10 protein-coding genes are annotated in these 15,522 nt (G+C 60.0%); 5 read left to right on the plus strand and 5 right to left on the minus strand.

Translation table 11 applies throughout. The features are described from left to right. Positions 1-51 precede the first annotated feature (51 nt). Both WJU23_RS08030 and WJU23_RS08035 read left to right on the plus strand, forming a co-directional pair. Complete coding sequence (locus WJU23_RS08030; protein WP_346332034.1) at positions 52-786, plus strand: family 16 glycoside hydrolase; 735 nt, start codon at positions 52-54, stop codon at positions 784-786. A gap of 193 nt (positions 787-979) precedes the next feature. Further along, positions 980-2,350: an efflux transporter outer membrane subunit gene (locus tag WJU23_RS08035; protein ID WP_346332035.1), complete on the plus strand. Its 1,371-nt coding sequence runs from the start codon at positions 980-982 to the stop codon at positions 2,348-2,350. A 64-nt stretch (positions 2,351-2,414) separates the two neighbouring features. On the opposite strand, the gene WJU23_RS08040 is transcribed toward WJU23_RS08035, so the two are convergent. Next, positions 2,415-4,046, minus strand: coding sequence for a hypothetical protein (locus tag WJU23_RS08040; RefSeq protein WP_346332036.1), 1,632 nt, complete (start codon positions 4,044-4,046; stop codon positions 2,415-2,417). Positions 4,047-4,138: 92 nt separating this feature from the next. Here WJU23_RS08040 and WJU23_RS08045 point away from each other — a divergent pair, with 92 nt between their 5' ends. Further along, positions 4,139-5,233 carry a substrate-binding domain-containing protein gene (locus tag WJU23_RS08045; protein ID WP_346332037.1) on the plus strand — a complete coding sequence of 365 codons (1,095 nt, stop codon included), beginning with the start codon at positions 4,139-4,141 and terminating at the stop codon, positions 5,231-5,233. Between the two features lie 26 nt (positions 5,234-5,259). Here the strand turns inward: WJU23_RS08045 and WJU23_RS08050 are convergent, their stop codons facing one another. The 4 genes from WJU23_RS08050 to WJU23_RS08065 are packed head-to-tail and all read right to left on the minus strand — an operon-like array spanning position 5,260 to position 8,118. Beyond that, a complete protein-coding gene (locus tag WJU23_RS08050) occupies positions 5,260-6,231 on the minus strand; it encodes an alpha/beta fold hydrolase (protein ID WP_346332038.1) in 972 nt (323 codons plus the stop codon). Between the two features lie 7 nt (positions 6,232-6,238). Continuing rightward, positions 6,239-7,000 (minus strand): M14 family metallocarboxypeptidase, encoded by a 762-nt coding sequence (locus WJU23_RS08055; protein WP_346332039.1) that lies wholly within the window; start codon positions 6,998-7,000, stop codon positions 6,239-6,241. Positions 7,001-7,009: 9 nt separating this feature from the next. Next, entirely contained in the window at positions 7,010-7,447 is a 438-nt protein-coding gene (locus WJU23_RS08060; protein WP_346332040.1) for a rhodanese-like domain-containing protein, read from the minus strand. After that, a complete protein-coding gene (locus WJU23_RS08065; RefSeq protein WP_346332041.1) occupies positions 7,444-8,118 on the minus strand; it encodes a DUF1573 domain-containing protein in 675 nt (224 codons plus the stop codon). Before WJU23_RS08065 ends, WJU23_RS08060 begins: the two co-directional genes overlap by 4 nt. A 243-nt stretch (positions 8,119-8,361) precedes the next feature. Between WJU23_RS08065 and WJU23_RS08070 the strand changes: the two genes are divergently transcribed. Beyond that, the gene (locus WJU23_RS08070; RefSeq protein WP_346332042.1) at positions 8,362-10,701 is read left to right on the plus strand and encodes a VWA domain-containing protein; all 2,340 of its coding nucleotides are present in this window, start codon (positions 8,362-8,364) and stop codon (positions 10,699-10,701) included. 203 nt (positions 10,702-10,904) lie between these two features. After that, positions 10,905-15,374 (plus strand): PAS domain S-box protein, encoded by a 4,470-nt coding sequence (locus WJU23_RS08075; protein WP_346332043.1) that lies wholly within the window; start codon positions 10,905-10,907, stop codon positions 15,372-15,374. Positions 15,375-15,522: the final 148 nt, after the last annotated feature.

The following is a 15,522-nucleotide window of genomic DNA, read 5'->3' on the forward strand; positions in this document are numbered from 1 at the left end:
GATGAAATTGCAGCATGATAAGAAACGCGGATGACGGCGTTGAAGAGGCCTATGCTCCGTTCTGTCCTTTTGGTTTCTTTTTTACATGTCGCCACCGTCTGTGTTTCAGCTCAGGATGATAACTCTCTGGTGGAGAAGCAGGGCCGCCTGCTTTTCAGCGATGATTTTAACCGGGATGAAACCACGCCGGACAAAGAGGAAATCGGCAACGGCTGGACAACCAACAGCGCCTGGCGGGCGAAGGGAAAAAAGCAGGTGGATCTCAAAGATGGTGCGATGGCCATCACCCGCGTGCCGGAGGCGGATCATGGCGTGGCCATCTTTCATGACGTGGCCTTTCAGGATGGAGCGGTGAAGTTGAAATTCAAATTGGGCGAGAATGGTGATCTGGGCGTGGACTTTGTGGACCGGGGAGACAAGACGGTTCACGCAGGCCATCTCTGTGTGGCGCAGGTGACCCCGAAGAATGTGACGCTGAAGGATTCCAAAACGGGGATGATGAATCTTGAAATCCGTGAGCGCCGGCTGAAAGAGGGTAACAACCCGGAACTGGCCAAGTTGCTGAAGGGCAAGTCTGCGGGGTTTCCGCTGAGCCTGGATGCCGAGGCGTGGCATGAGATGCTCATTGTGGTGCAGGGAGATGTGATGCGCTTCACGCTGAACGGAACATTTATCGGCCAGTTGCAGTCGGAAGGCATCGCGCACCCGACCAAACGCATGATTACCCTGGCCGTGAACAAGACGGCGATGGTGGATGATGTGCAGGTGTGGTCCTTGAAGGATTGAGCGTGAGCAGTGAGAAACAGCTCACGCCCCCTTGCTAGAGATCTCTTTATTGGATGCGAATCACAAAAAAAGTACGAATAATCTTTCCAAGACGATCTCTAATCTGCCTCACATGCTTTCCTGTTCATCCCCCCAGACTGCTTTCCCCTCTCTCATCTCCCGATGGGCACTGGCCGGCACGGCCTTTCTCTCCATGGCCGCCTGCACAGTCGGGCCCGACTTCGAAAGCCCGGACCTGAAGCTGACCAAACGCTGGCGCCAGACCACGGACATCTCCGACCTGCCTGTCCCGGATCAATGGTGGACCCTGTTCAAAGACCGCACCCTCAACGGTCTTGTGGACCGCGCCCTGGCCAACAATCAGGACCTCAAAGCCGCCCTCGCCCGCGTCGAAACCGCCCGTGCCCTCTCAGGCGTCGAGCGTGCAGACTTCTTCCCCCAGCTCAACCTTCAGAACAACGCCACCTACGAGCACCTTTCCGCCAACAGCGTCGGGGCCAACCTTCCCCCAGGAGCTGGACTCCCACCTCTGGAGCGTGACCGCCACAGCGCCATGCTGGGCCTCAATTGGGAGGTGGACCTGTGGGGCCGCGTCCGCCGCCGGGTCGAAGGAGCCCGCGCCCGCGAAGATGCCACTGTGGACAACCTCGCCGCCCAGCGCCTCATCATCGCCGCCGAAGTCGCCCGCAGCTACTTCCTCGGAGCCTCCCTGGACGCCCAGGAGCAGATCCTCCAGGAAACCATCGGCCTTCGTGACGAAGCCCGCCAGCTCCAGCAGTCCAGGTTTGAAGGCGGGCTCGCCAACGAGATGGACGTCGCCCGCGCCCGCACCGAACTCGAACTCGCCCGCAACGACATAGCGGCGATTGAGCGCCAGCGCGGTGCTGTGGAGCATTCCCTGGCTGTTCTCTGCGGCGAGCTGCCCTCCGAATTTCGTCTCGGCAAAAATCGCCGTCTGCCCACTCCTCCCCGTGTGCCTGCCGGACTGCCCAGCAGTCTTCTTCAGCGCCGCCCAGACATCCGCGCCGCCGAGCAAAACCTGCGTGCCGCCAATGCCGACATCGGTGTCGCCAAGGCCAACTTCTATCCTGTCTTCAGCCTCACAGGTGCTGGCGGCATCGAGAGCATCGGCGCGGAAGATTTCTTTGAATACCGCAGCCGAACTGCGAACATCGGCCCCCAGCTCACCATCCCCATCTTCCAGGGCGGCCGTCTGCGCGGCAACCTGCGCGCCAGCTATGGTCGCTACGAGGAAAGCCTGGCCAGCTACAAACAGACCATCCTCACCTCCTTGCGCGAGGTCGAAGACGCCATGCTCGACCTCAAAGGATTCAGCAAACAACGCGCTGCCGTGGCTGCCGCCGTCGCCTCCTCCCAGGAGACCAGCCGCCTCTCCCGTCTGAGATACGACAAAGGCCTGGCCAGCTACTTTGAAGTCGTGGACGCCGACCGCGTCGTCCTCACAACCCGCCTCACCCTCGCCCAGCTCGATGGCCAGCGCCTCACCGCCACCGTCCAGATGCTTCGTGCCATCGGCGGTGGCTGGGCCGGAGTCAGCAAGTAAAGTACTCATCACTCCCTGTCCCGAGAATGCGGGATCTGAGTGATGCGATGCCCCTGGCGGCCTCTCAAGGCATGACCCCGATCTCCGCCTCCACCACTTGCAGAGGCAGTTCCGGCTTGCCTTCGGTGAGCGTCACCTCCAGCTCATTCCACCCCGCACGCAGCAGGCTTCTGTCAGCCACAGCCCATTGCACATAAGCCTCCGTCGGTGGTGCATGGGAGCCATTGCCATGGCGCTTCCCACGCGTCACCTGAAGCAGGCTGGCCGCAGGCCCGATGTGCAACTGGCGGCCGTTCACTGCCACGGTCATCGCCACATCCTCATAAGCCTTGTTGGCCCCATGCAGCCCTAACCTCAGTCCCACATAACCCGGTTCAGGCATCGCCTTGCTTAAATCCTCCCCCACCAGCAACTTCAACCGCAGCGTCTGCCCAAGAAGCAATGCTGCCGGAATCTGCTTGCGATACTCATAGTTATCCTCCTTGTCGAGATAATAGCCCTGGGTGATCTGGTATCGCCTGGCACCCTTTTGAATTATGGCAGGCTTCAGCAACCCGGCCGTCACCCCCTCCATCATGTCCTGCCCGGCATTGAAGAAGTTAAAGTTATACAACTGGATCCCGCTGGCCCCGAGGTGGAGCTGGTTCATCCCTGCTCCCAGAACTTGCGCCGCATCCGGAGTCCGGGTCACTTCTTGCGCATAGGCGCCTTCATCGTGCACGGAACTGAAGGGCCACTGATATCCACTCCGGCCGTACAAGGAACCATACACCTGAACTCCATACGGTTGGGCCACCTGCACAAACTCATCCACCGGCATGTCATGGGAGACGGTCATCACCTGCGCCGGGATGACCACATCCACCAGCCGTTCTTCACACCAGCGCGCCACCTCCAGCCCCGCCCAGCGGCAGTTGGCCAGGGCGGGCGGCACACGCACAATGAGCCTGAGCTCACGCCCCTCCCGGGCGCTGATGGCTTTCAATCGGTCTCTCACCTGCCGCACCAGCTCCGTCATCAACGGTGCATGTTGTTCCGCCTGCCCGGACGGAAAGAAGATCTGAAAGCGGTTAAAGTCCAGTTCAAAACCGTCCATCAGGTCTGCATAGCGATCGCAGGCTTCCATGATGACTCCCAGACGGTAGGCCCGCACGTCCTCGCGGGCATAATTCAGCAGGTATTGATACATGGGATTTCCAGCCACCGGACTTATGCCAATGATAGCGTCCTGATGCTCCATCCAGAATCGCCCGGTCAGCGGATACTCCAGCGGATCGCTGCAGTAGTGGGCATCGTTCATCCGGTAGGAGGGGATGAACTTCATTCCCAGTGCACGAGCCTGCTCACCTGCGATGCGCGGGGCGTCCATGCCTGCGTCCGTCGCGGCGCGGCAGCGTTCAATGCGGGTCTTCCAGGACGGCATGCTGCTGTACTTGGTCTCCCGCCAGCCCCAGGTGCTGGCTACCTGCGTGGGATAATACAGGATGTCCGAACCTGCGCCGATGCTGTAAACCAGGGTCTGGATGGAATGGTCGTTCACCTGCCGGACCAGGGTTTGAAGTTTGGTCCGGGACAGCTCCGGGGTGGCACCTGTAAAAGAGAGGTCCCCGTCCATGTTGAGCATCAACTCAGGATCAGCCGCATTCAAAGTGGCCGAGAGGAGCAGGAGCGGGAGCAGGGCGTGGCAGGGTTTCATGTCTGAAAAGCGATACGGAATCAGGCAGACAAGCCTCTCGAAAGAGTGATGACAGGTTGAACTTTAAAGAGAGGCTGTGTGTAATGGACGGTATGAGTCTGAACCCCTCCCCTGCCCTGCCACGCCGTGCCTCACGGGCGGTGGAAGCGGCAGCTTTCCTGCGGGAGAAGATGCTGGCAGGGGCCTGGACGCGACTGCTACCTGGAGAGGCTGAGCTGGCACGGCAACTCCAGGTGGGCCGCAATACGATCCGCGCAGCGCTGGCCCAGCTTGAGGTCGAAGGACTGCTGAAGACTCAAACGGGTCGCAGGCGGGAAGTGACGGTGCTTTTATCCGCCCACCCCAAAGAGGATGACCGCAGCCAGGTGGCAGTGCTGCTGCTGGGCATGCCATATCATGCGCTGGCCTCCTCGACCCTGCTGTGGATGGAAGCGCTGAGACTGCGGCTGCAGGGGTCTGGCTGGACGTTGCGTATCCAGGTGGAAAGCGCGGCTTACCGGCGGGCACCCGGACGCGTGCTGGAAAGGCTGGCTGCGGAGCAACCGGGGGCGGTGTGGGTGCTCTACAGGTCCACGGCGACGATGCAGCAATGGTTTGAAAAGCAGGGGCTGCGGGCGGTGATCGCCGGCACGCGCCATCCGGGCAGCTGCCTTCCGCAGGTGGATACGGACTACCGCGCCGCTTCCCGCCATGCGGCGGCGCGGCTGGCAGCGCTGGGGCACAGGCACCTGGTCATTCTGACTCCGAAAGCACAACTGGCGGGCGACTCTGAAAGCATCGCGGGCTTTCGCGAAGGAGCCGGACAGGCCAGTGTCGGGTTGGCGACACACAATGACACGGTGGAGGGGGTCATTGCCAGCCTCCGGCAGGTGATGAATCTACGTTCCGCCCCGACCGGGCTGCTGGTGCTGAGGGCGGAACACTTTGCCACCTGCCTGACCTGGCTTCTCCAGCAGGGTATCAACATTCCCGGTCAAGTGTCGCTGATCTCCCGCGATGACGAACCGTTTCTCCAGCACTTGCATCCCGAGCCCACACGCTACCGGCGCAGCGCCGAAACCTTTGCCAAAAAGCTGGCGCGGCTGATCACCACCTGCGGGGACGGCAGCCCAGGACGGGCGGCGGCACCGCTGCTCATGCCTGACTTTGTCAAAGGCGGAACACTGGGCGCAGTGGCAAAGAGATAATTTTACATCCTTTATGTTAGTCCGAACTACTGAACACGTGTGTTCAGCCAGTTGGTCAGATCCTGGGTGACCTCGGCCCTCTGCACATCATGCAGCAGCAGGTGGTAGCTGCGGGTGTACCAGAGCAGGCGTTTGCGCGGAGAGCGCACCTGGCTGAAGAGCGTCTGGACCTGGTCGGGTGACGATAAAATATCATTGGGCGAGGCCAGGAACAGCACCGGCATGCGCAGTCTTTTGGCGGCATTCGGATTCGCATCCAGAAGGCCGCCAATCTCGGTGAGCAGACGCAGGGTGAAGCTGCTGATGTGATGCTCCGTCACGGCCATCTGATCCCCATGGGTGGTCTCGCTGGTCACCTGGATGTTCTTTTCATCCACCCCGGCCAGATCACCTAACGAATAACGTGACCGTGGCGACAAAGCGGCTGCAGCTTGCAAAAGGAACTTCTTAAAGCCGGAGACGGTGACGCGAAGGCCAGCGACGGGTGAGGCCAGGACAATCCCATCCGGATCACGACGGTCATTGAGACGGCTGGCAGCGGTGTGCAGACAGATGAGGCTGCCAAGGCTCTCCCCATACCAGAAGACGGGCACGCCCGGATGCTTGCGGCGCACGAGCAGATGAAAGGTCTCCAGGTCCTTCTGCCACTGGCGGGCGGACTGAATGTCGCCGCGCTCATCCTTGACGGGGTCCATGCCCTGGCCCCGGATATTGTAGGCATAGACGGTATAACCAGAGGAAGGCAGCTTGTCTCCGATGAACCAGAAGTCCGACGTTGCCCCACTGAGGCCATGAACGGCAATAACGATGCCACGCGGCTTCGTTCCGCCAGGCACCGCCCAGGTCTGCGTGGGCATGACCTTGCCATCATAGCTCACCCATTCCTGCTGACGCAGCTCCGGGCGCGGGGATGCCTTGGGCATGGAGGCACAGGCACCCAAAAGGATGGCGAGCGGCGGCAGACTGAGACGCAGCATGCGGCAGACAGGGTTGGTCATGCCGTCATTATTCAGGGATATCCACGGCTGACAAGACGGCATTCATAAACTCCACCTGGGCACGGATACGGTCATCAAAGCTGAACTCAGATGGCGTCTCAAAAGTCAGGGTGAGCTTGCAGCCAAGCTGATGCAAGACAATGGCCTCGGGAAGGCCTGGAAGGTTGGGTACGCGCTTGCGGCGGATGACACCCAGCTGAGCGCGGCTGCCGTCTATGCTTTTACGTGGATCCGGCGGCAGGCTGCGCAGCCCGGCCATGATGTTCTGGCTCACCGGCTCGCGGAAGTGGCTCAGCTCATAGACATAACAGCCCTGTCCATCATAGTCCTCATGAAGACAAAAACCGAGGCGGATGGCACGGCCCCGCATGAGCCTGCGCCAGGGGCCGCAGATGTCGTCATCCTCCACATGAAAACGGCGGTTGATGTCCAGCCCGCGATGGTCCGCACGGGTGTTGAGCATGAGGCCAAACGGGTTAAGACACGGGAAGATGAGGAAACGCTGACTGCGCAGGCGGGCTTCGTTTTCCTCCGCCCAGATGAGCAGGCCCCACGCGGCAGCCGCTTCATCGCCGTGGATACCTGAGGAAAGATAGATGACCGGTTCATCGCCGCTGCCAGTTTCCAGCCAGTGGACTTTCACGTTCTGAATCTCACTTTGAAGCACGGTTAGAGTGTGCAGCTTCACCTTCAACCGCCCGGCCAGCGACCGCCAGCGGGCCATGAGCGCCCGGTAGTCGTGAGCTTGGTGAAGAGGCAAAAGCGGCATACAGGCAAGTTACTTTTGCGCAGCTTTCCAGGCCGGGTAACCGCCTTTGAGGATGTAACACTCCTCGATTGGAATGATGGGCAGGAGCTTTTCGCGGATCGTGCGGCTGGCTTCGCATTTCTCCCCGTCGCAATAGAGAATCACCGCTTTGTCCGTGGTTTGAAGGACGTCCAGCAGCTCCAGAAGCTGCTCCTGAAAACCCTGTTCATTCAGCAAACGGGCACCCGGAATGTGGCCTTTTTCATACACCTCCTGTGGCCTCGCATCCAGCCAGACGACATCGCCCTGCCAGCGCTCCTGGATCTGCTGGAGATTGACTTCATCCTTGCCCACAGGTGCCTCGCTCAGATACAGCGCCGGGGCACGCGGATGGACGGCATGGGTCAGAGCAGCCGCCCCTGCGGCCAGGGCGATGAGCAAAGCTGCCTGGAAAACGTGTGCAATCATGGCTGGGAGGCCGGTTTTCTATACACGGAGAAAAAGGCCATCTGCCTCTGGTATTTGGGGATGCTGCTGTCAGTCTCGATGCGAAGGGCGCCAAGCATCACATCAGTGGTGTTTTTGGGCTTCACGGTGACTTCGTATTCACGGCCAGGAGTGATCTCTTTCCAGCTAAATTCAACATTTTCCCGGGTGGAGGTGATGTCTTTGATGCTCATGGGCGCATCACCGGTCATGGTGACCTTGGCGGTTTTGGCCTGGGCTTCATCACCGATCCACCATTGCAGCGTCTTGGGCTCGATCTTGATGACTTCGGGCACTTCCAATATGAACGGGATAACCCATTCTGGCTGAGACGGGTCATCGGTCTGGACATGAACGGATTTTTCATGGCGACCGACGAAGCTGGAGACTTTGAACTCCGCCTTGCCGGTGCCTTTTTCACCCGGGGCATAAACAGCTTTGTCCAGATCCGCGCTCAGGCAGGAGCAGGCGCTGTCAATGGAAAGGACCTTTACGGGCTTGGTGCCTTTGTTGTGGAAAACAAAGGTGGTGGTGACGGATTCATCCTCCGGCCTGGGTTTGAGTTCGATGAGAGGCACCTCCAAAGCCAGCTCTGCCAGGGAGGCAAAAGGCATCAGACAGGTGAGCAAGGCCAGGATGGAGAGGGATTTCATAACAAGACTGTGTTAAATGAACGTCTCCCGCGGGATTCCGTCAACCTTTTCACGGGCGCTGGCGGAGGGTTCTCAAATCGAAGAGTGATCTGAATTCGCCTTTATCAATCATGTACCGCTTTTTCCGCTAGGTTTAAGCTTGTAACACTGTTCTTTGATTCCCTTTTTCTTTTAGCAGATTAAGGCTCACTGGCGTGCATTCCTGCGAATGCCTGGAATTTTAGTTTTTTCATCATATCATCTGTGAATCCAACCACTGAAACCACTCTCCGCTTCACCGGCGACTATCCTGCCATGGGGGTGTGGGCGCTGGCGCTTGGGCTGGCGGTGGCCATGTGGTATCTTTACCGGCGGGAGTCCCGCCATCACAGCGGCCTGGGCAGGTGGCTGCCAGCGGGTTTAAGATCTCTGGCGGTATTCATCCTGGTGCTGGCCCTGTCTGGCCCGGTGCTGCGGCGGGAAACGACGCAGCGGCAGCTTGGCCGGGTGATCCTGGCCGTGGACACCTCCGCCAGCATGAAGCTGGAAGATGAGGTCCTGTCAGATGTTGCGGACGATGACAGCACCGCCGCCAACAGCGACTCCCGCCTGACCCGTGCGGAAAAGATGCTGCTGGGCGGCAGCCTGCCACTGGTGAAAAAGCTGGCGGAAACCCAGGATGTGGAGCTGGTGCTGCTGCGTGGGCAGCAGACGCAGCGGCTGTGGTGGAACCGCCAAAAGGGCAAAGATACTTCTGGGGACATGCCGCTGCGATTTGACGTGCAGGCGGATGCGCCCATTACGAACCTGGACACGGCCCTGCGGGATGCCCTGGGCACAGTGACGCCGGGCACGGCGCTGGTGGTGCTGACGGACGGACAGCACAATGGACCAGGGTCACCGGAAGAATTTGCGGCGACGATGAAGCAGAGCGGGACACCGGTCTTCACCGTCGGTTTTGGCAGCGAGGTGCCGCCCCCGGACCTGAGCGTGCTGAATGTACAAACAGCGGAGTCTGTATTTAGCGAAGAGAACCTGCAAGGCCGTGTGCTCATCAGCGATTCCCTGCCGCCCGGCGTCCCTGCCCAGATCCGCATCAGCAGCGGCGGGAAAACGATGTGGGAGCAAAATTTCAATGGCGAAGGCAAAGGCGAGCGCCGGTTTGACTTCACCTTTCCTGTCAAGCAACTGCCTGAAGCTCCCGCCCAGGAGCGGGATAAAACGCTGCGCCTGCTCCAGGTGCAAGTCGCCGTGCTTGGGGAGCGGTCCGGCATCGAAAAAACCCGCGCCAACAACAGCCGCGAGGTGGCGCTGCATCTCCTGACCAAGAAACGCAAGGTGCTCATCCTGGACGGACGGCCACGCTGGGAGACCCGCTACATTCACAACCACTTCGACCGCGATGACCGCTGGGAGGTCAAAATGGTGCTGGATGACTATGTGGCAGAGCCGCAAAACGGCACCCTGCAAAAGGATTTCCCCCGGACGCTGGAGGACCTGCTCAGCTACGACCTCGTCCTGCTCGGAGATGTTTCCCCTGCCCGGTTCAGCCGCATGCAGACGGACTGGCTGACAGAGTTTGTGGAGAAGCGCGGTGGCGGCCTCATCCTCATTGACGGGCTGCGCGGCCATTTGCAAAAGTGGGCCCAAGGAAAGACGGCATCACTCATGCCGGTACGCTGGGTTTCCGCCGCTAGTGCACCGAATGCCCGTATCACCTGGGCGCTCAGCACGGATGGCGAGCGGCAATCTGCCTTGCGCCTGAGTGACAGCCCTACCGCCAACAGCAGCCTGTGGCCCACCCTGCCGGAGATGCGCTGGGCCTCCAGTGTACAGGCGCAGCCGGGTGCGACGACGCTGGCCCATTTTCAGACTGGGGCCGATGGAGCCGCAGGAAAACCGGCGGCGGTTTTCCGCCCAGTCGGCGCGGGGGCGGTACTGTATCTGGGCACGGACGACCTGTGGCGCTGGCGCTACCAGGTGGGGGACCTCTACCACCAGCGGCTGTGGATGCAGATGGCGGCCTGGATCGCCGCCCCGCCCTTCCAGGCGGAGGATGCGAAGGTTTCCATCGGCACCGACCGGCTGCGATACACGCCCGGTGAGCAGTCGGAAATCCGTGTGCGCCTTCGCAATCCAGCCGGTGAAATAGTCAGCGGGGCGGAGCCCCGCGCTTTTCTCCTCCTGGACGGCAAAGAAGTGGCGACGCTGCAACTGGAACCTGACCCAACCCACTTTGGCATCTACCGCACGCTCACTCCGCCTCTGAAGGCCGGTGCCTATGAGATCGCCGTGGCAGAAAGCCCGGCGGCGATGCGCAGCGACCTGCGGCTGTCTCTGCGCGTGGCGGATGCAGGCAATCCCGAGTGGGCCACATTGACCATGAACCGCCCCCTCCTGGAGGCCATGGCCACCTCTTCCGGCGGACGCTTTTTGCGAGAAGAACAGGCCGCCACGGAACTGCCGAATCTGCTCCAGTCCATTGACCGCAAGCAGACCACGGTGGCGGAGACGATCCTGTGGTCGAGCTGGTGGTGGTTTGGAGCAGTGATCGTGCTGCTGAGCTCAGAGTGGCTGCTGAGGAAAAGACTGCGACTGGTGTAACGACTACCAGACACCAGGAATTTGAGGCTAATTCGAAACTGCACCTTAAGTTCTCACACCGTGCCAGGTTGTCTTTTGCCCATAAGGACAAATCCGAAGGTGCGTTCAGGTTCGAATACGAATTGAGATCAACACTGTCAGATGAGCTTGTCAGATGACCGTACATCGGCCTCAATTGTTTCTATCATCTGTCCGCTGTTCCCATGTCTGAGCCCCGTTCTAAAACCTATGCTGAGGATCCGCCAATAAGAAATGAGCCATTTTCAGCAGGCAGGGAAAGGGCGGAGAGCATTCTGCAAAGCATCACGGACGGTTACCATGTCACCGATGCCCAAGGCAGGCTGACGGAGATCAATGCGGCGGCGAGGGAGATGCTGGAGGACCAGGGGATGGATTCGGAGTCCCTGCTGGGAAGGCGGATTTTTGGTGAGGTGCTGACGGAGGCACGGGAAACTGAGGCGGCGAAAGCCTTCGAGCGCACTCTGGCAAAGCGGGTGCCGACCGAGGTGGAGCACTTTTACGAGCCCTGGCAGCGCTGGCACTTCGTCCGGCATTTTCCCCTTCCTGACGGAGGGGTGGCGACGTTTTTCCTGGACTTTACGGAGCGTAAGCTGCTGACGGCGGCGCATGAAACCTTTCGGCATCTGGTGGAGAATGCTCCCTTCGGCGTTTATGTGGTGGATGGTGACTTCCGGCTGATGCACATCAGCAGAGGAGCCCAGAAGGTTTTTCAAAATGTGGCCGAACCCCTGGGCCGCGACTTTGGCGAGGTTCTGAGGATGATCTGGGAGGAACCCTTCGCCAGCGAGGCCATCTCCATCTTCCGTCATACTCAGGTCACGGGGGAAGCCTATCATTCGAAACGGACGGTGGAAAAGCGGCATGACATCGGGGATGTGGAGTCCTACGACTGGAAGGTGGAGCGGATCGTGCTGCCGGACGGGCGGCATGGCGTAGTGTGCCATTTTTATGATCTGTCTGAACGGCAGGCTGCGGAAGCCCGCGCCACTTTCCTGAGCCAGCTCAGCCAGAAATTGGCCACGGTGAATGATGCGATGGAAATCAACCGCATCGCGACGCGGGAGGTGGGGACGTTTTTCAATGTCCACCGATGCTACTTTTTCGAGGTTGCAGAGGATGCAGAGGAAATAACCGTGCTGCCGGACTGGAGACAAGGAGGCGAGGATCTGGCGGGGGTGTATCTGACCCGGGATTTTGGCCGGGCCGAGTGGTGGCATACAGCGGCCCGTGTGCCACTGGGAATTGATGATGTGAGCTGCCACGAGTGGACTCGTGACTATGCAGAAAACTACCTGCCGGTGGACATTCAGGCGTATGCATTGGCGCCGTTTTTACGCAATGGACGCTGGGTGGCCAGCATCGGTATTAGCAGCCCGGCACCCCGGTTGTGGACGAGTGAGGAACTGGCGCTGCTGGAAAACGTGGTGGCGCGCGTATGGCCGCTGATTGACCGGGCGCGGGCGGAGGCGGCCCGGCGGGAGAGCGAGACACGGCTGCAACTGGCGCTGAATGCCTCCGGCATGGGGACCTTCATCTGGCATGTTCAGGAAGACCGGGCGGAGGCGGATGAGCGCTTCCTGGAACTTTTTGGCGTGCCGGGCGGGGAGATCAACCACAAGACCGCGCTCGCAAAGCGGGTACACCCCGATGACCTGCAGCACTATGCCTCCGCTGTGGCGAATGCGGTGGCTGCGGGTGGAAAGGGAGTGCTGCGTGTGGAGGCGCGGATTTTACAACCGGACGGCTCCTACCGCTGGCTGATTGTGACGGGGCAGACTTCCTTCGATGCGCAGAGCGGTGCGGCTGTCAGGATGGCTGGAGCAGCGATGGACATCACGGATAGCAAGCTGGCGGAGGAGCAACTCAGGCAGAGCGAGGAGCGCTTTCGTGCCGTCTTCGAACAGACCACTACAGGCATCGCCCAGACGGACCTGACGGGCCGGTTTGTACAGATGAACGACCGCTACTGTGAGATGGTAGGCCGCTCACGGGAAGAGCTGCTGCAATTGCGGATGCATGACATTACGCATCCGGAAGATTTGAAGTCGAATGCCCCCCTGTTCAAAGCGCTGGCGGAGGGCAGCGGATCTAATTTTGTGATCGAGAAACGGTATGTCCGGCCGGATGGATCCATCCTATGGACGCACAATGATGTGGTGGCCATCCGCTCCGCCAGCGGACAGCCTCGATTCATTGCCGCCACGGTGACGGACATCACGGAGAACCGGCGGGCTCAGGAGCAGCTAAGGCAGAGCGAGGAGAGGTTTCGCGCCTTTGTGACGACCAGCTCCGACAGCATGTACCGCATGAATGCGGACTGGACTGTGATGCATCAATTGCAGGGGAAGGAATTCATTACGAACACGGATCACGCCATCCGGGACTGGCTGCAAAAATACATCCCGCCGGAAGACCAGAAGCTGGTGACTGACACGGTGAGAAAAGCGATCGAGAGCAAAGGCTCGTTTAATCTGGAGCACCGCATCATCCGGGCAGACGGGTCCCTGGGGTGGACTTTTTCACATGCGGTACCCCTACTGGATGAACGGGGGGAGATCGTGGAATGGTTCGGTACGGCGAGCGATTTCACAGAGCGCAAGATGGCGGAGGTGGCCCTGAGGGAAAGCGAGACGCGCTTTCGCCACATGGCCAATAACGCGCCGGTGATGGTGTGGATCACGGAGGCGGACGGGCGGTGTACTTTTCTGAGCGAATCTTGGTATGAATTCACCGGCCAGACACCGGAAACCGGGATGGGGTATGGATGGGTGGATGCCACGCATCCTGATGATCATGACATGGTGGAGGCGGACTTTATCAGTGCGAATGAAAGGCGGGCACCGTTCAAGGTAGAATACCGCCTGCGCAGGCGGGATGGCGAGTACCGCTGGGCCATTGATGCAGCCACGCCCCGGTTTGATTCTAACGGTGAGTTTCTCGGCTACATCGGCTCCGTCATTGACATCACGGAAAGAAAGCTGGCGGAGGAAGCGCTGCGGACGAGTGAGCGGCGGAAGACGGCCTTGATCGAGCTGGCGGACCTTTTGCGGGAGCTGCGGGATCCGGCGGATCTGGCCTATTCAGCCGCCGAGCTGCTGGGCCGGGCGCTGAACGTGAGCCGGTGCGGCTATGGCACGATCAACACCAAGGAGGAAACCATCACCATCGAGCGTGACTGGAATGCGCCGGGCATCCAAAGCCTCGCAGGCGTGCTGCATTTCCGCGACTATGGCTCCTACATTGAAGACTTGAAAAGGGGGCACGCAGTCATCTTCTCCGATGCATACAAGGATCCACGCACAGCGGACAATGCCGATGCGCTAAAGGCCATCAGCGCCCAGGCGGTGGTGAACCTGCCAGTGACGGAGGACGGGGGTTTTGTGGCCATCCTTTACCTGAACCATGAGGATGCGCGGGAATGGACGGAGGATGAGGTTTCCTTTATCCGGGAGGTGGCTGAGCGTACGCGCATCGCCACTGAGCGGCGGCGCACGGAGCAGGCGCTAAGAGCCAGCATGGAGGAAGCGGCCCGGGGCCATGAAAAAGCAGAGATGGCCTCACGCGCCAAAGATGACTTTCTGGCCGCGCTGAGCCATGAACTGCGCACTCCTCTGAACCCGGTGCTGATGGTCGCTTCTGAGCTGGCAAATAACGACACCCTCCCGGAAAAGGTGCGGGAGGATCTGCGCATGATCCAGCGCAACATCGGCCTGGAGGCCCGCCTTATTGATGATCTGCTGGACCTGACGCGCATCAGCCGGGGCATGCTCCACATCCATGCGGAAAAGGTGGACACGCATGCATTGCTGCGCCACACGGAGGAGATCGTCCGCGCGGATTTGCACGGCAGAAAGCTGGATCTGCAAATGCATTTGGAAGCCGCTGAATCCTTTGTCCAGGCAGACCCGGCACGGCTTCAACAGGTGTTTTGGAACCTGTTGAAAAATGCGGTGAAATTCACTCCGGATGGAGGACGCATCAAGGTCCGCACGGCCAATCCTGAACCAGGCCGGCTGTTGATTTCAATTGAGGATTCTGGTCGCGGCATTCCCTCTGAAGCACTGGACCGTATTTTCCTGCCCTTTGAACAGGGCGACCTGGGCGGAAGACATGCCTTTGGCGGTCTGGGGCTGGGGTTGTCCATCTCCAAAGCACTGGTGGACCTGCACGAAGGCAGTCTGCAGGCCACCAGTGCGGGCCAGGACCAGGGATCCACCTTTACGGTGGACCTGGCCACCACCCAGCGCGCTCTGCCGGAGACGGCACCGAAGGATCTTTCATCTGCGGATGTCCGGCCGCTGCGCCTGCTCATTGTCGAGGATGATGTCACGTCTCTGAACGTGCTGGTGAAGCTGATGCAGCGCAGGGGTCATGCCGTTTACTCCGCCTCCACGGTTGCTGCGGCGCTGGAGCTTGCGGCTTCGCATTCTTTTGATCTGGTCATCAGCGACCTGGGACTGCCAGACGGTACCGGGCAGGAACTGATGAAGGAAATCCGCCAGCGCTACGGCTGGCCGGGCATCGCCCTGAGCGGTTTTGGCATGGAGGCAGACCTGCAAGCCAGCAAAGATGCGGGATTTGCCATCCATTTGGTTAAACCGGTGGCAGCGGCAGACCTGACACGGGCGATTGCCTCGATTCAGGAGAACTGACCGGGCAGTGATTCGCGACGGATGTGGATCCTTCGATGACGGCCGCCTTGGCGACGTGTATTCATCTGGCACAATGGTCAGCCGCAGCCAGGACACCTATAAATCCCTCATTGACACCACCTCTTTATTCAGGAACATATCAACGCAT

This window comes from Prosthecobacter sp. SYSU 5D2 (assembly GCF_039655865.1).
Classification (GTDB): Bacteria; Verrucomicrobiota; Verrucomicrobiia; order Verrucomicrobiales; family Verrucomicrobiaceae; genus Prosthecobacter.

Coding starts and splice junctions, on each gene's coding strand:
- WJU23_RS08075 (WP_346332043.1), top strand. CDS start 10,905: ATGTCTGAGCCCCGTTCTAAAACCTATGCTGAGGATCCGCCAATAAGA.
- WJU23_RS08050 (WP_346332038.1), bottom strand. CDS start 6,231: ATGACCAACCCTGTCTGCCGCATGCTGCGTCTCAGTCTGCCGCCGCTC.
- WJU23_RS08060 (WP_346332040.1), bottom strand. CDS start 7,447: ATGATTGCACACGTTTTCCAGGCAGCTTTGCTCATCGCCCTGGCCGCA.
- WJU23_RS08065 (WP_346332041.1), bottom strand. CDS start 8,118: ATGAAATCCCTCTCCATCCTGGCCTTGCTCACCTGTCTGATGCCTTTT.
- WJU23_RS08030 (WP_346332034.1), top strand. CDS start 52: ATGCTCCGTTCTGTCCTTTTGGTTTCTTTTTTACATGTCGCCACCGTC.
- WJU23_RS08045 (WP_346332037.1), top strand. CDS start 4,139: ATGAGTCTGAACCCCTCCCCTGCCCTGCCACGCCGTGCCTCACGGGCG.
- WJU23_RS08055 (WP_346332039.1), bottom strand. CDS start 7,000: ATGCCGCTTTTGCCTCTTCACCAAGCTCACGACTACCGGGCGCTCATG.
- WJU23_RS08035 (WP_346332035.1), top strand. CDS start 980: ATGGCCGCCTGCACAGTCGGGCCCGACTTCGAAAGCCCGGACCTGAAG.
- WJU23_RS08040 (WP_346332036.1), bottom strand. CDS start 4,046: ATGAAACCCTGCCACGCCCTGCTCCCGCTCCTGCTCCTCTCGGCCACT.